General features: G+C 43.0%; 10 protein-coding genes and 1 other RNA gene. 5 read left to right on the top strand and 6 right to left on the bottom strand.

What is annotated here, in order from left to right; genetic code table 11:
* Positions 1–116: 116 nt before the first annotated feature.
* Both RH88_RS11490 and RH88_RS11485 read right to left on the bottom strand, forming a co-directional pair.
* Positions 117–1745, bottom strand: a complete 1629-nt coding sequence (locus tag RH88_RS11490; RefSeq protein ID WP_005596056.1) for an ABC transporter substrate-binding protein — start codon at positions 1743–1745, stop codon at positions 117–119.
* Positions 1746–2294: 549 nt separating this feature from the next.
* On the bottom strand, positions 2295–3014 hold the full coding sequence (locus tag RH88_RS11485; protein WP_005596055.1) for an SDR family oxidoreductase: 720 nt from the start codon (positions 3012–3014) through the stop codon (positions 2295–2297).
* 257 nt (positions 3015–3271) lie between these two features.
* Between RH88_RS11485 and RH88_RS11480 the strand changes: the two genes are divergently transcribed.
* From RH88_RS11480 to RH88_RS11460, 5 genes are all read left to right on the top strand, one after another.
* The gene (locus RH88_RS11480; protein WP_005596054.1) at positions 3272–4162 is read left to right on the top strand and encodes a LysR family transcriptional regulator; all 891 of its coding nucleotides are present in this window, start codon (positions 3272–3274) and stop codon (positions 4160–4162) included.
* 287 nt (positions 4163–4449) lie between these two features.
* Positions 4450–7899 carry an ATP-binding protein gene (locus tag RH88_RS11475; RefSeq protein ID WP_005596053.1) on the top strand — a complete coding sequence of 1150 codons (3450 nt, stop codon included), beginning with the start codon at positions 4450–4452 and terminating at the stop codon, positions 7897–7899.
* A 2-nt stretch (positions 7900–7901) separates the two neighbouring features.
* A complete protein-coding gene (locus tag RH88_RS11470; protein ID WP_005596052.1) occupies positions 7902–9641 on the top strand; it encodes an EAL domain-containing protein in 1740 nt (579 codons plus the stop codon).
* A 6-nt stretch (positions 9642–9647) separates the two neighbouring features.
* The gene (locus tag RH88_RS11465; RefSeq protein ID WP_005596051.1) at positions 9648–11264 is read left to right on the top strand and encodes a response regulator; all 1617 of its coding nucleotides are present in this window, start codon (positions 9648–9650) and stop codon (positions 11262–11264) included.
* A 240-nt stretch (positions 11265–11504) separates the two neighbouring features.
* Positions 11505–15941 carry an SslE/AcfD family lipoprotein zinc metalloprotease gene (locus RH88_RS11460; RefSeq protein ID WP_005596050.1) on the top strand — a complete coding sequence of 1479 codons (4437 nt, stop codon included), beginning with the start codon at positions 11505–11507 and terminating at the stop codon, positions 15939–15941.
* 111 nt (positions 15942–16052) lie between these two features.
* On the opposite strand, the gene RH88_RS11455 is transcribed toward RH88_RS11460, so the two are convergent.
* The 4 genes from RH88_RS11455 to RH88_RS11445 form a co-directional block, all read right to left on the bottom strand.
* Complete coding sequence (locus RH88_RS11455; RefSeq protein ID WP_005596049.1) at positions 16053–17108, bottom strand: leucine-rich repeat domain-containing protein; 1056 nt, start codon at positions 17106–17108, stop codon at positions 16053–16055.
* Between the two features lie 232 nt (positions 17109–17340).
* Positions 17341–17437: signal recognition particle sRNA small type (gene ffs, locus RH88_RS22960), an RNA gene on the bottom strand.
* 156 nt (positions 17438–17593) lie between these two features.
* The gene (locus tag RH88_RS11450; RefSeq protein WP_005596048.1) at positions 17594–19561 is read right to left on the bottom strand and encodes a transporter substrate-binding domain-containing diguanylate cyclase; all 1968 of its coding nucleotides are present in this window, start codon (positions 19559–19561) and stop codon (positions 17594–17596) included.
* 229 nt (positions 19562–19790) lie between these two features.
* Positions 19791–20531 carry a VP0952 family biofilm-associated protein gene (locus RH88_RS11445; RefSeq protein WP_005596047.1) on the bottom strand — a complete coding sequence of 247 codons (741 nt, stop codon included), beginning with the start codon at positions 20529–20531 and terminating at the stop codon, positions 19791–19793.
* Positions 20532–20587: the final 56 nt, after the last annotated feature.

Raw genomic sequence — 20587 nt, 5'->3', positions numbered from 1 at the left:
GCGACAGGCGCAGCTATCCTGCTTAGCCTCTCGATAAACCAAGGTACAATTGGCCACTGCATGCGCTTAACGCGTTATGCAGTGGCTCTATTTTTATAGTTCTATCGGGTGAAGAATTACTCGATGATGTACAGATCTTTCGAGTAGATTTTCTCTTCTGGGTTGTTTGCTGGGAAGCCACCAACCTTAGGAGAAAGTAGACGTGATTTCACGTACTGGTAGATAGGAGCGATAGGCATGTCTTTCGCCATCAACTTCTCAGCTTCACTATAAAGGGCTTTACGCTCTTCTTCAGATGTTGAGGTGATCGCGCGTTCCATCAAATCGTCGTACGCTTTGCTATCGTAGTGAATACCACCGGTCGTGTTACCACTCTTCATTAGAGTTAGGAACGAAGACGCTTCGTTGTAGTCACCACACCAGCCAGCACGAGCAATTTCGAAGTTGCCTGAATCTTTAGTTGATAGGTAAGTTTTCCACTCTTGGTTTTCAAGCGTAACATTAAGGCCCAGTGATTTTTTCCACATAGAACCTAATGCGATCGCCACTTTTTTGTGGTTCTCTGACGTGTTGTAAAGCAGAGTGAATTTCAGAGGGTTATCTTTTCCGTAACCCGCTTCTTCCAATAGACGCTTCGCTTCAGCGTTGCGCTCTTGTTGACTCATCTGACCGTATGCTGGCATTTCAGGATCAAAACCAGCAGTGATTTCAGGTGTTAGGAAATATGCAGGTTTTTGACCTTGTCCCATGATCGCATTCGCAACGATGTTACGGTCGATGGTGTAAGAAACTGCCTGACGAACGCGAACGTCATCAAACGGGGCTTTCTTAGTGTTAAATAGGTAGTAGTAAGTACAAAGGTTACCCACGACAGAAACTGATTCTGGGTGCTCTTTGCTTAGGCGTTTGAAATGCTCCAACGGCAGTTCGTTAGTAAAATCAATTTCGCCTGACAAGAAACGGTTCATCTCCGTTACTTGGTTTTCAATTGGCAAGAACGTAACTTGGTTCAGTACGGTCTTATCGTTATCCCAGTATTGCTCGTTACGCTTAAGAACTAGACGCTCATTCACAACCCATTTATCAACGACAAATGCACCATTACCAACAAAGTTTTCTGGCTTCGTCCATTGATCACCAAACTTTTCAACGGTTGCTTTGTGAACCGGTTTGGTTGTGGTGTGCCCCATCATCATTACGAAGTATGGTACTGGCGAGTCTAACTCAACCACCAAAGTTTGGTCATCGAGCGCTTTCACACCTAAGGTGCTCTTATCGGCTTTACCTGCAATGATATCCTTTGCATTTTTCATCTTGGTGTATTCCATGTACCAAGAGTAAGGAGATGCGGTCATCGGATCGACAGAACGCTGAAAACTGTAGACAAAATCGTGCGCGGTTACTGGATCACCATTTGACCACTTCGCATCTTTGCGTAGGTGGAAGGTAAAGGTCTTGTTGTCTGCCGTTTCCCAACTATCGGCAACACCAGGAATAATATTACCGTTTGCATCTTGACCCACTAGGCCTTCAAGCAAATCAGCAATAACATGAGACTCTGGTACACCTTGAGATTTATGTGGGTCGATCGTTGCAACTTCAGTCCCGTTACCACGAACCAACTCTTGTACTTGCGCAAGTTTAGTACCAGCAGGAACATCTGCCGCGATTGAAACAGTCGAAGTGGCAGCTACGGCCAGACCAGCGCCTAGAAGAAGGGCTTGGGTGATTTTATTCTTATACATGTGTAAAAACTCCAAGTTTTTTTATTGCATCCATGACTCCTTTGCAAGCCCACCTGAACGATAGTGGTTTAGTTTTAAATAGCTCAATAAACAAGCATAAATAACTAAAACCTTACAAAGGTTGTGGCACACATTAGCAATCCCCAAAGTAATTTTCCATAAAAATGTATTAAAAAATTGAATAATTCCTCACAATTCGTTAATGACCACAACAAACAACCACATTAAACCCAAAAGTAGGCATATAACTCCGACTTACACCAGAGTTACAGCTTGAGGCTCTAAAATCACCTGTTTTGTTGAGATTTTTCGCACAAACCACAACCAAAGCCCGACAGGTATTAACATCAGGCTTACAAGGCATTCATCAATCACCGTCATTTCTTTAAAGTCAGCTAGAATTGGCTGATAAAAACGAAAATAAAACCAAAGTATATAAATCCTATAAATGTATAATTATTTAGATTTAGTCACTAATTACTCACAAACAAAAAAGCCCCTCATATTGAGGGGCTCAATTTTAGATCTCTCATTAACTAGAGCGATCGATTAAGGTTGTTGACGTGTTGGCGCGATAACTACTTCACGTACACACACGCCTTGCGGCTGTGCATAAGCATACTCAACAGCACGGGCAATATCGTCAGCCGCGAGTACACCACCCATCTCTTCTTTCCAGTCACCATAACCATCTTTGATCTGTTGATTACTCGTGTGTGACAGTAGCTCTGTCTCAACCGCTCCTGGAGCGATAGTGGTAACACGTACATCGAAATTAGCCACTTCTTCGCGCACATTTTCAGAGATAGCATGTACTGCAAACTTGGTTCCACAGTAAGCTGCATGATTAGGGAAGGTTTTGCGGCCAGCCACAGAGCTAATATTAATAATCGTGCCGCTACGACGTGCTTTCATTGGTGCCAATACCGCTTGCATACCATTCATCAAGCCGATCACGTTCACATCAAACATGCGTTTCCATTCATTAGGATCTTGCACATCTAATTCGCTCAACAGCATCACACCCGCATTATTAACAATACAATCTGCAGGACCAAATTGCGCTTCCGCTTTAGTGATCGCCGCTTCAAATGCAGCTTTATCGAGTACATCGACTTTTTCACACAGAGTATTCGGAAGGTTAAGAGACTCTAAGCGTTCCAAACGACGCGCAATCAACAACAGTGGATGGCCAGCATCGCTCATGCGACGTGCGATTGCTTCACCAATACCAGAACTTGCACCTGTAATAACAACGAGCTTTTTCATGTTGTTCTCCAATGAGTTAAACCATTTTAATAAGAAGTCAGGGCTTATCCCCTGCTGATGGCGCTATATTACGAAAGCCTTTATCGTTGATATATAGCATTTAAGTTCACTCACTGTTGCCTCTGTGCAACAATAAGAGAATAACGCTATTAAACGAAAGACTTGCTGAACTGCCTACCGCTGCTATGTGCCCAGTGATAGGCAGCTATTGCTTTGCCATTAAAAGCGTCCGTTACCACTAAATTTAGGCCAATATGATGCTCAATCAAATTAACCTTGCCGATATCCGTTCGTTCGTACTTATTGCGCAGCTTGGCAATTTCACCAAAGCAGCCGATGCCTTGGCTGTTTCGCGCTCACATGTTTCGCGGCAAATTACCGCGCTAGAAAAACAGATGGGAGTAACACTTCTCACACGTACCACGCGGACTTTACGTTTAACACAAGCCGGTGAACGTTTTTATCGTCAATGTGAAACGGCGTTACATCAAATTGATCAAGCCTTAATTGCCGCGATTGACGACACTGAACAAGTGCAAGGCTTATTGCGCGTTAACTGTGTTGGTGGCTATTTAGGAGAAGAAGTGATCGCGGCAGCCATTGCTGATTTTCTCTCGATCCATCCTCAGGTAACGATAGATTTAGATTTTTCCAGCCATCGGATTGATCTCATTGATGATCAATTTGATATCGCTTTTCGCATGGGCAATTTGGAAGATGCGGGTTTCGTCGCCAAGCATTTAATGGATATCGACATGGTGACACTCGCAAGCCCTGAATACGTCACCAATTACGGTGAACTCACCCATCCTAAACAGCTCCAACAACATCGAACACTTACTGGCTCTGTCACCAAGTGGAGCTTTGTGGACCCTGAATCCACCAATAAATCAGTTGAGATTCACGTTAAAGGAAAGCTGACCTGTAAAAATGGTCGCGCCTTAATTAAGGCGGCCAAAATGGGTAACGGTATTATTCGAGTTCCTAAGGTGTATTGCGAGAAAGAGATTGAAAGTGGCGAACTCATTGAGCTCATGCCAGAGTGGAAAATCGCCTCCGTGCCTTTTTCAGCGATTTTTCATAAAGACCGCTATCAACCTAAACGTTTGCGATCATTCCTCGATTTTATGCGCCACCGATTTCATTAAGAGCAACTTGAAATAAATCTATTCGCTTGCGCAACAAAACAGCAGAACCAGGACGTGTAAGTTAATTCCCACGAACTATAAGCCACTGTTTTTAAAGGTTAAATTTAAGCTTCAATTTTCCTTTGCCCTTGGGGTATTAGCTGATAAAATCGCCGACCGAATTTATCCTGAGTACCCCCCTGAACGTGTTTCGATTTGTCTTAATTTTCTTCACCATTTTATACTCCATCATACTGACTACTCCAAGTTATGCAGACGACGTTAATAGCGATCGTTTGGTAGTTGGCATGCCCGAAGCAAAGTGGGCTCCTTATTGGGGGGGAATCGATAAACCATCAGGGCTATACCATGATTTTCTCATCACTTTAACGGAGGTATTGAATCTCGAGTTGGTCTATCGCGGCTACGATGATTTTGAGCCGCTTTTTAGTGCATTAGATAATCATGAGGTTGATGTCACCATTGGGTTTGCGAGTAGCGAATTACGTCGGAAACACTTCCAATTCTCCGAACCTCTGATCTCCCTCAAGAAAATAATCTGGTTGGCAGATGAAAAACTGCAAGATCAAGACCCAGCTTCGTGGACTTGGGTTTGTGTACGTGGCGGTGAAGATTGTGAAGCATTAGAAAAGTTTGGTGTAACCAAATTCGTTACTTCAAACAAATTAAATGTCGTGGCTCAGATGTTACGCCACAACATGGCCGACGCTACTATTACGACATTGACCGAAGTGAATCAGTACATTCTTGACCCTCGACATTCTAGCGGCCGTATTTTCCTAGATTACAATATGGGCAGTGCTGATATCGGCCTAATGATGGCAAAAGATCGCACAGAATTAAAAAGGACGCTTGATGATGCGATTGAAAATCATCAACTCGCGCTCACTAACATCAAGTTGTCAAACCTCTATGTGCTTAACGAAATAGCCCATTGGCAACTACTACAAAACCAACAAAAAAATTCAACGATTCGCTACACAATTCAAGAGCACAGTTATCCTCTTTCATACCTAGATGAGCAATCAGGTGACATTAGAGGCTATGTGCATGATTTAACCAATCTTTTAGAAAGAAAAACACTCTTTGAGTTTGAATATGTACCGGCTAATGGTCGAAACATAGATGAGATGCTTGAACAAGGTTTGGTCGATGTATTGCCTGGGAAAAATATTTTTAGTGTTGACCTTGAAACACAACTGATGACTGAACAGTACACTGCCGTAGAATACGGCTTAATCAAAGCCAAAAACTCCGGCACCAAAAGAATACTGGCAGTATTAGATCGTACTAATACACTGCAACCGCAAATTGCCGAAATTGAGCGACATGAACCCGTTATCGTTTATTCGAGTGCAGCGGATATGTTGGTTGATTTTAACGCCGGTAAAATTACGCATCTTTTGTTAGACCGCGAGATCATAGAAGACTATTTGTACAGCAACGGTACGAGTACAAGTCATCAGTTTGAATCATTACCAAAACCGAGCTACATGGATTTTGACATTCCACTGGTGATGTCGGTTAGAAAAGATTCCGCACTACTGCTTAATATGCTATCTCGCATGTTGGTTATTACTGACCAAAGCGAAATTGAAACGCTCAAACAGGGCCATAGTAAGCTATTTGTAAACTATGGATACAGCAAAGATATGGTCAATTACTATGTCGTTTTGGCGTTAGTACTGGTGACTGTCTTTGTCCTCATTGGTATTGCTGTCCTTGGGGTATTGTCTGGTCGACTAAAACGTACCCAGAAAATTAACCAATTATCACAAAGTGAAATCAGTTGGCTTTCGACGCTACTCGATAATATGCCCAGCATCATTTTCATTACCGATGAGAATGAAGAGATTGTTTTTACTAACTCCGTTTACAGTGACAAAGTAAAAGATTGTCAGATGAACGCCGCCAATAGCCCCGTAACACCCTGCGGTTTTACTCGTGATGTACTGAGCACCGAAAGTAACGAAGTTTTGTACTACGACGTGAGCGACGGCTCGTTAAGTGGTCGTTATTTTCATATTCGTCACCAAGCGATTATTCATCCTGAGTTGGGCTCAAACCACCGTATGACGATAGTCGATGATATTACCGTCGAGAAACAGTTCGAAGCTGATCTACAACTCTCAAATCAGCAAGCAATGCAAGCCATCGAAGCAAGAAATCATTTCCTTGCAGTGGTTAGCCACGAACTACGCACACCGATTGCTGCGATGCTCGGATTGATGGAGCTACTGCAATTTAACTTAAAGAAACCACAAGATGCGGAGCTGCTCAAAAACGCCGTTCATTCTGCGCAACGTTTAAAAAGTCAGGTCAACGAGATCCTTGATTTTTCGAAAATCGAAGCTCGACAGCTGCAAATAGATATTCGTAGTCATAACGTTTACCAAGAGCTGTGCCCCTCTCTACGAAGTTTTGAGACCGTCGCAAAAGTGAAAGGCTTAAATTTCGTTTTAGATTGGCACCCATCGGCCATCCATCAAATTGAAATGGATGCGATGCGCGTCAATCAAGTGCTGGCTAACTTGTTGTCAAATGCCCTCAAGTTTACCAAGTTTGGTTCGATTACTGTCTGCATCAGTAACACTGAAGAACTGATGACGATTAGTATCGCCGATACCGGCTGCGGCATGACCAGCGCACAGCTTGAAACGGTATTTGAACCTTTTGTCCAAGCAGATAAAGATATTTCACGTCGCTATGGTGGTACAGGACTTGGTATGAGTATTACCAAGAACCTGATTGCTCTCATGGGTGGCGAGATAAATATTTACAGTGATTTTGGCATTGGCACTACCGTGATGTGTATGATCCCAATCATCAGTAAGCCAAGCACGATCCATTTGGGTGAAAACTTGCTAGCTGATACAGAGAGAGAAGCACAATGGCTATCAGCCTGGCTAGGCAAACGTGTGAACGCGACTAATGAGCACAAATGTTTGGGTAATATTTATCCTGACCGACTCTTTGAACGCTGGACAGCAATGACACGTCAAGATGATATTGTCGCAACCAAAGCGATCGAAGACGCTCAAGGCTTAATCCTCGTAGCTGATGACGATCTGATCAACCAGATGCTACTGCACAAACAATTGGCACGGCTTGGGGTTGAGTTCCACATCGTCAGCAATGGCCAAGAAGCTCAGGAATACTTAGAGCAATTTACTGAGCACGTCTCACTAGTATTAACCGATTGTCATATGCCACTGATGAGTGGCTTCGAGCTAGCCAAATCGATTAAAGCGCAGCCTGATAAGTTTGGCTCGCTGCCCATTATTGGATGTACAGCGGAAGATTCTCGAATTATTGCAGAAAAAGCACAGGCTTGCGGTATGAATGATGTACTATATAAGCCATACACGCTCAATGAACTTAGCCAAATATTGACTCAATATATTGTGGCTAAACCGCCTACAGCAGACTCGAGTGAAAATATGAATTGGTTGAATTCTGGCGGCGAAAAAGAACAGATGGAAATGGCTTTGGTGGTTTTTGAAACCTTCCAGAAAGAGATCAAAGCACTAGAAAAAGGAAGCATGGATGACAAAGCGATCATTCATCGAATAAAGGGGTCATCCGCTTTACTTGAGATGAATACGCTTACTGAAGCAGCAAAACAGTACGAAGCAACGGATATTGTAGAAGATAAAGCGGATTTAAAACAAAGCATTATCGAAGAATTACAAGCTATAAATAGCAAAGTAAAATTGTGGCTAGAAACAAGGCAATAACCATGCAAATACTTATAATTGAAGACGACATTATTCAAGCAACTAAGCTTAAGTTGTCACTCATGGCGCTCGGATATCATCACATTGCACTCACTCGTGATGCTCAATCAGCGCTTGAGATCTGTCAGCAACAGAACATCGAATTCATTATTTGTGATATCAACTTGCCAGACATGGATGGTATTCAATTTCTCGCAACGCTCTCTAATCAATCGCTCAATATTGGCATAGCGATCCACAGTGCTATGCGTGAGGACGTGATTGAGTTGACCAGCAACATGTGTATTGCTGCTGGTTTTAAGTTTGTCGATACCATCAATAAGCCCCATTCAGTCTCCGCTTTGCAAGCCATGTTCGAGCGCTACGAAAGCCGTAAGCTACTATCTACTGAAGATGCCAATCATATTTGCTTGAGTGAACAAGAAGTCATTGATGCTTTCGAACAAAATTGGTTCGCTAACTACTATCAACCGCAATTCAGTGTTCATAGCAAACGTATCATCGGTGTAGAGTCACTGATTCGCTGCTTACACCCGCGTTTTGGGGTACTCACCCCTGCCAGTTTCCTAACGACCATTCATAAAATGGGCCTAAGTGACCAATTGTTTTGGCACGTAGCAGAAAAAGCGATCGCTGCTGTGGCACTTCTTCAGCAAGACATCAGCCTATCAATCAATGTTAGCCAATCTAATTTTGAAGATGACATGTGCGACCGCTTACTGGCGTTATGTGAACGATACCAATTCTCGCCAAAACGCCTCGTACTCGAACTAACCGAATACGAAGTGTATGATTACTCACGCAATTCACTGGCCAACTTGGCTCGTTTGCGCATGCATGGCATTTGCTTATCGATCGATGATTTTGGCACTGGCCATGCCTCGCTTAGTCAGTTGGCGTTATTGCCTTTCACCGAACTCAAAATTGATCGTAGCTTTATTAAGGATGTAACGAGTAACTATCGTAATCAACAGTTGACTAGCATGTGTGTGCAATTAGCCAATTCACTTGGCTTACATTGCGTTGTCGAAGGTATTGAAGACGAAGCAACACTGCAATATCTCAACAGTTTAGGGGTCGACAGCTATCAGGGCTTCTATGCCTGTAAACCACTCCCTATTGCTGCCTTATGGGAGTTTGTCTCGCATTATCAGGACTTTGAACGTGAAGCGGAAGATCTGCAACCATTGCATGATGCCGTGATTCTTAGCCCAAACACCTCATCCTCTCACGCCATTACCAAAGCGATGGGTAAGGATGCGATCTTCGGCCGAATCTTTACTTACAAAGGTATCAATCAATTACTTGAAAATGACGAGATACAAAAAGTCAGCTTATTAGTGATTGATATCGATTTTCTTGATTGTGACGTTAACGAATTACTCGCCAACTTGAACTCCACCAATTTCATTGGTTCTGTATGCTTGTTGGAAGGCAACAACCCCGTTGAAATCACGATCACTAATCACAATTACCATTGCTTTAAAGCTAATAAAAATCCGCGCTACATTCAGACAATCGCATCGATATTAAGCGACCGTGATAAAAGCAGTATTCAGAAAATCTATCAATTACTGTCGACGCAAGAAATCAACGTCGCCAATTTATTGCTAAAAGGCTTTAACAACAAAAAAGTCGCCACCACGCTCGACATCAGCGAGAAGACGGTGAGTACCTATAAAAATAGAATTTTCAAAAAGCTGGAAATTCAATCTATTGTCGAGTTGGCACAGTTTAGATAAGAACCAATGAACCACTTTTCCTCCTTAAAGGTACTGATTGTTGATGATGCCTCAATTGTCGTCGTCACAGTAAAAAGCATGCTACTCAAGCTCGGGTTTCATGACCGCAACATTACTTACTGTTCAAGCGCCAAAGCGAGTATTCAACTCGCTCGCCAAGAGCAATATGATCTGATCTTGTGTGATTACAACTTAGGTCGTGGCATCAACGGTAAACAAGTGTTTGAAGAGATGAAACACTACAATTTGCTGCATGAAAAAGCGGTGTTGATCCTAATTACCGGTGAGAGCTCTTCAACTGTCGTCCATTCAATTATCGAATTGAAACCGGATGACTACTTACTCAAGCCGTTTAATATCATGTCGCTTAAAGAGCGTATTCATTCTGCCGTCGCTCGTAAGCATGCCTTATATCAACTCTATACCGCGCAGTTGACCCATCAATATCAAAAAGGCATTGAGCTGTGCGACGAATTATTGCCCTTCTACCCTGAATATCACTTTACTATTTGCCGCTTTAAAGGCGATTTTTTAAGCCGTTTGCAGCTACACGAACAATCTAAAGTTCTGTATGAAAACATATTGATCCGTAAAGAATGTGACTGGGCGACGATTGGTTTGGCTAATTCGCTGATGAACTTAGGTGATAAAAAAGCGGCTAACGTAATGATCAATAAGCTATTAGCAACGAAGCCTAATAGCACTTTGGTTCGCACCGCTGCCGCCAGCATCAGCTTAATGAACAGCGAGATACCCACCGCTATTCGCCACTTTGAATTGGCGAGTAAAATGGTGCGAGGCAACTCAGAGCGCGAACTGGTGATTTCCAACCTGTGTATTTCAGTTGGTGACTATCAAAACGCCCTGGATCACTATCGTGTCTATATGGAAATCAACAAAGACACCTATCGCAATACTATCTTTGCCAAAATCAACTTGGCTCGCATGATTCTCTACACTTGTTTTAACTGCGAACCAGGGCTTAAAGTCGCCCGATTGAACGAGGCAAAGAGCCTTTATAGCCAAATTATTGGTATGCGAGAGGCGACAAAACTCGAAGCTGAGTTAGACCTATTGCTCGCGCATATTGCATTGGAAGAAAGCCAGTATGCATTGGCCGTTAGCAAGCTCAATGAAATACACCGAGGGGCATCATTTAGCCACTTCTATCCATTGCATCAGTTTGCTTGGATATTAAATCGCATGAATTTTGACAGTGAGTTTGCTCGCCTTATTCCTAAATGTACTGAAGCCATTCATAGCAATCAGCATGAGCATATTTTTTCTAGCCAAGTCACTATGCTAAAACAGATCCAACAAGCGAATATCGAAAAGTTGGAGTGGCTCGAGAGCAAACACAAATACATTCAAGCCAACCGTATGACGCTAAGTGAATTAATTAAAATATACATTGAAATTAATCAACGCTGCCCGTTCTTACAATCAGTTTGCATGAGTATTATCAAGCTACTTGCACGCCGTTGGCCCAAAGATGCTGATATGGAATTTTTACTCAAAGTCGTTCATCAGTGTGACACCGTGATTCGTCAGATGATGGATGAACAAGAGCGTGAAAAAGCCAATTACGAACAGCTCTATCAAAATATTTTGGAAGCAAACTGACACTTTTCGCCCCACTCCCTGTGGGGCGATTCATATCCCACGGAACACCTTTTGAACACCCTGCCCAGCGTTGTAAAATAATTCACCACACCCCTCTTATTTTGTCAGTCATTTCCGACAAAATACGCCCACAACAAAAACAACCACCTATCGACACGGTAAATTCTATTAATTGGTTAATTGCGTGCCACACACTTAATATTCATTAAAATTAGATACTTATTATATTAAATGTAATTAATGAAAATAAAAATTATTGCCGCTTTTATTAGCTCAACCCTCCTGCTTGGTTGTCAAGATGAGAACTTACAACTCTCAACTGAATTACCTGAACAACCATTGCCTGAACTGCCAGAACCTGAGTTACCAAATCCAGACCCAGAATTACCTACTATTGTCCGACCAACTCATTACACCACTATTATTAAAAGTGGCACCAAACTTGTGACTGGTCATGTGAAATGTAATGGGCAAACTTTGGGGGAAACTGGCGAGGTACGTCTCAAATTTGATGAAAGCATCACTTGTCAATTAGGTGATGTTGTTCTTGCTGAGTTTAGTCCTATTTGGTCTCAACAGCCTCTCGGTAATTTGCACCGAAATGACGAAGTCATTTTCGAGAGGGTCATTACTCATACAAATGAGAATGAAACGGAAAACTCGCAAGCTATCCTAAACAAAATTGACACCTGCCCGACAGAGAGTAAATTGTGTCTGGATCAACTCAATAGCTTCGACATCAAAGAGGTCTACGCTCAACTTGGCAACGAAGATATCATCGCAGAGTTTTTAGCTCCAAAGCCTGAAGATAACGCAGGCGAAGCACCTTCGTCTCACGTCGATAACACCGTTGTTCCAGAGGTATCTACGGGCACTCAAGATCAAAACTTCGGTAATCCTGACGCCTTTGTCTCTGCAAATGTTGAGGATAGTTTAGCTTATAAACCTACGGCTGATAGCTCAGTTGCGACCAGTGCAGCGCTCACCGATCAAGCGGGGCGTGCTCTCGGTGGCGTACAATTCTATACTCGCTCTCGCCAAGGTATGACCGATAATAACGGTGGATTTGAGTTCATCTGGGGCGAAGAGATCACTTTTGGTATCGACACGTTTACTTTTGGTAAAGTAAAAGGTAACCAAGTTGAATACAAACTAGCCGATGTAAGCAACAACGTTATCACTCAAGCGAACATTCAGCATATCATCGAGCGCTACACCACGACGAATAGTGAAGGTGGTCTCACATTCAATGCCCGAGTACACGAAGTTTTCGCTCTTTACCCTAACGTCATTAACGAAGCGATCAATTTAAGCCTACCGAATGGTGCTCCGCTGAATGACAACGCAGGTAAACCAACCGGATTCTTCACACCTGATGAGTTTACTAATCAATTTAAGAATGGCATCGCCGCATTAATCGATGCCGATTTAAAGAAAACGTCTCGTACTTATGATTCATTCTATTCCGCTCCTACTGCTATTTCGATGGCATCAGGCACTTATGTCACCGATACCTTAAAAGCACTTTTTAATGGCGTTGAACAATTTCATGTCTTCCATGATAGTTATTCATGGTACTACGCGAGCGGAGATGCACGCGGAATACGCGCCTTAAATCTGTCTAACCGCGCCTTTCCAATTATGATGGCACGTAACGACAATAGTCATTGGCTGGCTTTTGGACAAGAAGCCGCTTGGACTCGAGGTTCAGGAAAAGATCAAAAAGCCTATTTTGTTGACGCGACCATTCTGGACAAAGAATCAACCGTCGTTTTACATCGTCCAATGAAATTGGCAAAAGACAATGTTACCTTTAACTTCCCATTTGTTACCGCTGGTCAAATAGGTAAAGGCAACGTAGTTTACTTGGGTAATTCAATGTACCCAAGCATCCTATCCTGCCCAACAAATTACTGGGCAGGGGCTGAACTGACGATTGATAGTACCGATCAAAGCTGCCTTTATACTGGTGGTGATTCCGCACAGTTTACTGACAAGCGCAATGACCATGGTTCAATGGGGTTGTTTTTCACTAACTTATTTAAATGGTTAGATCCAAACTATGTTGGAAAAACTATCGGTAGCAACATTGAACTAGGGCACGCATTCCAAGCATGGAAAGCCAATAAAACTTACCCGTTTTTTGTTCATCCTAGCTTCCAGTTCGAAGGATTTACTTCATACGCTAGCGGCCAGTATGCAGATATTGACCCAGTTACAACACCCATATTGATTATTCAAGGCTATGAACAACTTACCTCCGGCTACGAAACAAAGGCGACTCAAGCTAATATCGAAGCCCCACTGCTCGACCAAGATGACATCACCGATTTAATCACCTATGTCTCTCAAGGTGGGAACATCATTGTAATGGAGGCCATTGGGCCACGAAACCCAGAACCAATCGCACGACTATTTGATTCAGCGGGCATGGCGGTAGGGGGTAGCAATACTGTAATAACACGCCAAGCGTATTGCGGTTCGAGTTTTTTCTGTCCAGACTCCATCCCAAATCTTCATGCCCAACTCGAACATGATATTGTGGTATATGAACGTTATGATGACACATCAAAATTCGTCGTTAATGCAGATGGTTCGATGACTTGGCCTGGAGATGTCGATATGCCATCGTTGTCTATTGCTCGCTTCAAAGATGAGAATGGCGAAGCAAATGGCCGTTATGCATTCTACGAAGTCATAACAGAGCAAGACAAGCTTGATGCTATCGCCGCTATCCAGGCGGAGTTCCCTAACGTTCCAGTTTGTAAAGATTCGTATCAGTACGAAGTCAACTGTATCGAATATCGTCAAGGACACGGCCTAACGACAAGAGGTAACTATGCTCGTCCAGATTTCACCCGTTATCCTATGAACAACGATGTTGTTGAAGCGATGGTTAAAGCAGCTAATTTGGGCGATAACATCAAAGCGCTATACAATCATGAGCTCTATTACCGAACCAAAGCGGTACAGGGTACACGTTTAGCTAGCGCAGAACTAAACGCTGTCTATGACAACCTATCAATTTGGCTATGGAACGACGAACAATACAAATATGAGAGCAATATTCAAGACGAGCTAGGATTTGATACACTAACTCAATTCCTAAACTGTTATACCGACAATAAACATAATGGCGGAAACTTTTGCCCTGAAGCCTTACGTCACGAATTAGTTCGTAACGATATGGTGCACGAAAATGGTGAACTAAACCCAAGTTACCCATTAAACTACATGGAAAAACCATTAACGCGAATAATGTTAGGCCGCTCATTCTGGGATCATGATATCACGGTCGATACCTCCGCCTATCCAGGACGTCCTCTAGCAAATGGTAGCTCTGAAACCATTGATATTCAGACCTATAAAAAACCAGTTACGTATACAGCAAGTAACCGACAACCAACGGGGCTATGGGCTCCACAATTGCAAGATGTCACTGTATCCGGTGGTGTTGCCGCGACGATCACAGTGGCTCTTGTTGATGATCTAACTGGCCGTAATACACACGAGCAAGCTCTGAACCGACCTCCTCGCGTTGAAAAAAGCTTCTCTTACGATGGCTCATCGTTAACGCTTTCCGTGCCTTACGGTGGTTTAATTTACATCACTCCAGAAGCCAACAACGAATTAGGCACCGTCAGTTACCACTTTGATAACGTACTAAAAGCCTCTTATTGGAAACAAGGGCAATGGGTACACCCATTTAATAGTGACGTTCCACTTGCTGATATTGATACTGGCCATTTTATCTATACAACGCCAGTAAATAACGTAAGCAACAGTGAGAGTGTCGCTGAATTTGCCCAGCAAATTAACCGATTCGCTGAAGCTGCCAGTGATTTCTATGGTCGAGATCAAGTACCTGCGATTGTAAATCAGCAGGATAAACACCGCCGTTTTACTTATTTCGATTTACCAGAACATCGCCATCATTTTGTGAACGACCGACAAATTTCAATCGGTGCCGCTCACTCAGGCTATCCAGTTCAAAGCTCTAGCTTTGATGTAAATCGAAATTCGATTCCAACTCAGCCTATGGATGACTGGTTACTATGGCACGAAGTAGGACATAACCTTGCCTCTGCACCTTTTTCTGTTGCAGGTTCAACGGAAGTGACCAACAATATTCTGGCGCTATACATGCAAGAAATGCGACCAAATAATCCAACGATGACGCGAATCTCTGCAGATATCCAAAAGGTGCCAACATGGATGGCCTTACATAGTGGTCACGCCTGGAGTGAAGCAAACTCAGGAATTCGCTTGGTCATGTTTGGGCAATTGAAGTTGTGGGCAGAAGAGCATTTTACGATCGACGACTGGTACTCTAATAACTCTCGTCCTGTCATTTTTAACCAAGATCAAGGTTGGAACCTATTCAAACTTATGCATCGAATGGCTCGCGGAGAAGTTTTTGGCTCAGACCAAAACTACTGCACACCGCAAGATACTGGTTTAAATGCCAGCGACACAATGATGCTTTGTGCTTCATATGCATCTGGCTATGATCTGTCTGATTTCTTCCAACTATGGAATCCGGGTGAAACCAAAGCTGATATGCCAAATGGAGAAAACGATTACAGTGGCGGTATTACTAATGAGGGGATCTCTCAGGTTAAGGGCTTGAAGCTGCCAAAACCACAACGTTCACCACTCTCCTACACACAATTGTAAGTGTTTGATCGCCATAGGGCGGTTGTCTAAATATAAAAAGGCCGATAGATAATTCTATCGGCCTTTTTATATCAATGCTATTGGCGGAGTTTCTTTGGTTATTCACTTAGCCTAGTTAAAAAGCCCACTAAACCATGACGTTTCGACAACCTCTACCTCTTCGTCAAACACGTAGCGGCTTTCTTCTATCATCGCTTTTGGTACAGCAACTCGGGTTAACGGATTATCCTTAAATGCAGAAGGATAGATCTCGGTCACCGACTTTGGAATGGTCACAGTGGTGAGCTTGTTTTTATAGAAAGCATACCGACCTATCGTTTCCAGCTTGTCATTCAACATCACGGTTTCTAACTCGTTTTCAGCAAAGACTTCATCTTGGATATAAATAAGCTCATCAGGTAACTCTACGTTAACCAGTTTATTTTGATAAAAAGCGCGAAAACCAATCACTTTCACAGAATCAGGAATCACAACACTCGTGAGATCATTTTCAGAAAAAGTATAATTATGAATATGTGATATCGAGTTAGAGATAGTCACACTGGTGAGCTTATTTTTAGCAAACGCTCGGGTCAGTATCGTCTTAACCGAGTTAGGGATGACCACATGGCTCAGCTTATTTCTCTGAAATGCGTAGTTATCTATCAATTCTACGGAGTCAGGAATAATGACTTCCGTGAGTTCATTGTCAGCCAACATTCCGTGGCTGATCGCACGTAGTGAGTTTGAGAGTTTGATGCTCTTGAGATCATTTTGAATAAAAGCCCCGTCCCCGACAAAAGTGACTGAATCGGGGATATCCAGATGAATAAGATTATTGTTTTGAAACGCTTGATGCCTTATTGATGTTAGAGAATCCGGCAGGATAATATTGGTCAAGTAGTTATTGGCAAAAGCCTCATCATCGATTTTCTTGATCGTCTCAGGCAAAACAACCTTGGTGAGTCCTTGATTTCTGAACGCCCTTTTGCCAATGATCGCCACTGGGACACCGTCCAAATGAGTAGGAATGATGATATCCCGATACTGAGCTAGATACGCCCTTATCGTACCTTTCGACCTATCAAACTTAACATCGTCTATCGTCAGTACCTGTGCTTGCACACTGCCAGTGGCAAACGCGACCATGACTATCAAGAAGCTCCACAAAGAATGAGGCTTTTTCATCTGTTATCCTTAACTCAATCAAATCAAAAGCAAAATTTGCGGCAGTATAGCACTGGCAAGAAAAACTGCGGCCTATCCGCTTGAGTTAATTGAATATATAAGGAATCAGTCGCAAACTGTTGTGGTGAATAACAATAATGGCTAATTGCAAGGTGATTGATTCATGATTAAAAATCATAAATGTCAGATAGCAAAAAGCCGCTCATAGAGAGCGGCTTTTCTAAATTGGGTGGAGACCCAGCCACATCCCGGCACACAAGTCACTCGCTGCGGCTGCTTCCTTCCGGACCTGACCGAGTTCACGAGTTATTGTTGCGGGAGGACCAGGCCTCCATTGAGCATCTCTGTTGTTCCAGAGAGTGCGAGAATTATCAGGCATAGCCGTTAGCTTTGCAACCCTATCTTATTAGAAAACTTCCAATTTCGAGCCAAGTGAACACAGAACAACCAACAACCACCAAAAACGTCGCTTTTACCATCACTTATTATGGTTGAATCATATTGAGTTCTTGTTCTATCTGCTGTTTGGCCACGTTAATCTCACGTTCCGTCACTTTACGCTTATGCGAATACATTGAAAGATCGGCTTGATGCATCACATCTTCTAACGTCATTGCCTCGCGTCTTGGCTTGGAGACCCCAAAAGCAACCGAGACATCTAAAGTGATACGATGATCTTGTGAGGTGAATTGCAGCTTCTGTAAATTCAATAACGCATAACTGAGCGTAACACTGTCGACGGAGCCGATCAGAATGAACTCGTCACCACCAATGCGGTAACTCTGGCCTTTCCAATAGCGCGATATTTGCTTGGCGATGTGCTTTAACACTTGGTCGCCGATTTCATGGCCAAACGTATCGTTAATCGGTTTGAAGTTATTAACATCTAGATAGACCAAGGTTAAATGCGGACTGATATCTTTGCTATAGCGACGCTGCAATGCACGGCGATTCTTTAATCTCGTCAAGTTATCTGTATTGGATTGATGGTGCAGATACAAACTGACGAGAATCGAAGCAATCAGTCCCAATGCGACCACGGCAATACTACGACGAGCTAAGCGCTGTTCACTCTGTAAGGCGGCTTTCCAATCAGGTTGAACGTAGTGCGTATTGGTGATTTTTTCCAAATCGAGCATTTTGATCGCGCGATCAAACAGTGGTACGAGAGCCTTACCACGCGCATTCTTGGTAAAGCCAATGGCCACATTAGATGTATAAAATTCACCAATCAATTTATCTTCAGCCAACGGCAACAAGGTTTTCGATTCACGCAGTATCTTGTTATAGCTTGAGCGAGTGATAATTACATAATCAATTTCTTTTGCCAGTAGCGCAGCAATTTGCTGTTCAGCATTACGGTAGGTAATCAGTGTTTTCTGGGGTAGCAGACTTTCTAATAACTCTTGATAAAAGTCATCTTTTACCACGCCAATACGTTCAACAATTAATTCCGACACATTGCTGTAGACGTTATTTTTATAACCCTCACGCTTGATCATGATTGCCGTGGATTGATAATACGGCACACTGAAATAGGCGAATTGCTTCCGCGGTTCAGATTTCGCAAATGGCGAAATTAGATCAATTTCTTGTGCAAGAAAATCAGCATACATATCTTCCCACGTTTCATCACCACGACTGACCAATTTACAATTCAGCATCAAAATATCACATGCAGAAAAAAGCACATCAGGAGTAATTCCTGTGACCTGACCATCGTTATGGTAAGTGGCATATTGACCCGCGTGTTCAATTTTAACTTTTAACGGGCGGTTACGATCAATCCCGCTCTCTAACACCAAATCACGCAACGATTTTTGGCGAATATCAAACTGGTATTGATTCACTGTTTCACGCAATAGCTTTTGCACTGGCGCACTGTGTAAATGCTGCTCGAACGATTTGAGCTGCGATTGAAACTTGTCTTTGGTACCGATCAAGGATACGGGCTTAATGGATATTTGATGATTAAGGAGTTGTGCATCCAATCCAGCCAACAACATCGGCTTAAGCTGGTTAATGGCATCGACAACACCATCAACCTGACCACTATCAAGGAGATGGCGCGCTTGTTGATGACCGCTATATTCTATTTGAGTTAACGAAGGAAAATACTTTTTGATCAGTTCACCATAAATAGTCCCTTTAGGGATCCCGACTCGCTCAATTGTTTCTAATGTGGCATTGGTATAGCTGTAGAGGTAGGTATATTCGATATTGGTCGGGCTAGAATAATCAAATCGTTCCGCACGCTGCGGTGTATAGGTAACGTTGGCAGCAAAATCACTCTCGCCACTTTCAACTGCCGTAAGAATATCATTAAAGCTTGGGTAGTAAACGTAGACAATATCTACCTCAAAGCGCTGAGATACGGCATCAAATAAAACGCGAGTGACTACATCATCCGCTTCTATCGCAACTCGATATTGCTCGCTCGCATACGCTGACATGCTCAAACAGCAAGTCGCAAATACAGAAACAATCGCGAGAACAAATCCTCGAAGTAATCCTAACCTAACCATATATTTTTGCTTTTGGTTACCCTGTTGGTATGGTCTTACACTTCTTATTTAAGCCGCCGCCAAGGCGGCACAAAGTAAATGCAACATTCCATTGAGCATTAATCGAACAATTCTGTCATATTCTTGTCACCATTCCAATTATTGACAGCAATACGATTCATATTTCTTCGTTATATTCGACGCTCTGCAAGATATAGTCAGTAATCCATGCCGTACCAAGTAAACACAACCAAACCACAAAAACAGGATTGGGGACTTCCACATGAGGACTAATCACCAAGGCAGCAAAGGCGACCGTAGGGAGAGTCCAACACAACAATTTACCCCAACGAAAATCTTTTAGTTTGGATAAATTTTCTAACGCACCCACAATACCAATCACCGCCAATGCAAACAGTACCGCGTAAGCCATTTGTGTAATCCATAACGGTAAGAGCAACAATAATGCCCACCAGCGATGCTGTTTGATTGGCTTCCAATGGCTCATTGACCACCAAATCATCACTACCGCGACCGTTTGAATAGCAGTCAGCGCAGCATCGCCTTCAAGCTTGCCTGCATTTTGCGTAACCATAATGCCTACTTGTAAGGTAATTACGATCAAGGCAGCAACAAACACGACCCAAAAGTGACTTCGGTGTGAAAACGCGACCATCATGAGTGGAAATAATATCCACACACTGACCGATAAGGTGATGGGTTGATGAGGCAGCGTTAATCCATACGCCAGTACACTGACGAGAAAAACTGCTGAGGCAAAACCTCGTTGAGGAATAAACCAGAGAACGGGCGCAACCATGGCTAATAGCGGTATATCACCCTCGCTAAAACCAATCACCCGCGCACAGATGACCGCCAATAAAGTCGCAATAAAAAATTGTAAGGTAGAAAATAGCATTCCTGCTCCTTATTCCATCCTGGAATCGACGAGTTAGGATATGATGACCATAAATC

Origin of the sequence: Vibrio scophthalmi LMG 19158 (assembly GCF_000222585.1) — a bacterium.
Taxonomy (GTDB): Bacteria; Pseudomonadota; Gammaproteobacteria; order Enterobacterales; family Vibrionaceae; genus Vibrio; species Vibrio scophthalmi.
The sequence above is the reverse complement of the archived record's forward strand: the minus strand, read 5'-3'. Positions and strand labels throughout refer to the sequence as shown.

Excerpts from the sequence above, each read along its gene's own strand:
- RH88_RS11490 (WP_005596056.1), bottom strand. The coding sequence starts at position 1,745 with ATGTATAAGAATAAAATCACCCAAGCCCTTCTTCTAGGCGCTGGTCTG.
- RH88_RS11485 (WP_005596055.1), bottom strand. The coding sequence starts at position 3,014 with ATGAAAAAGCTCGTTGTTATTACAGGTGCAAGTTCTGGTATTGGTGAA.
- RH88_RS11480 (WP_005596054.1), top strand. The coding sequence starts at position 3,272 with ATGCTCAATCAAATTAACCTTGCCGATATCCGTTCGTTCGTACTTATT.
- RH88_RS11475 (WP_005596053.1), top strand. The coding sequence starts at position 4,450 with ATGCCCGAAGCAAAGTGGGCTCCTTATTGGGGGGGAATCGATAAACCA.
- RH88_RS11470 (WP_005596052.1), top strand. The coding sequence starts at position 7,902 with ATGCAAATACTTATAATTGAAGACGACATTATTCAAGCAACTAAGCTT.
- RH88_RS11465 (WP_005596051.1), top strand. The coding sequence starts at position 9,648 with ATGAACCACTTTTCCTCCTTAAAGGTACTGATTGTTGATGATGCCTCA.
- RH88_RS11460 (WP_005596050.1), top strand. The coding sequence starts at position 11,505 with ATGAAAATAAAAATTATTGCCGCTTTTATTAGCTCAACCCTCCTGCTT.
- RH88_RS11455 (WP_005596049.1), bottom strand. The coding sequence starts at position 17,108 with ATGAAAAAGCCTCATTCTTTGTGGAGCTTCTTGATAGTCATGGTCGCG.
- RH88_RS11450 (WP_005596048.1), bottom strand. The coding sequence starts at position 19,561 with ATGTCAGCGTATGCGAGCGAGCAATATCGAGTTGCGATAGAAGCGGAT.
- RH88_RS11445 (WP_005596047.1), bottom strand. The coding sequence starts at position 20,531 with ATGCTATTTTCTACCTTACAATTTTTTATTGCGACTTTATTGGCGGTC.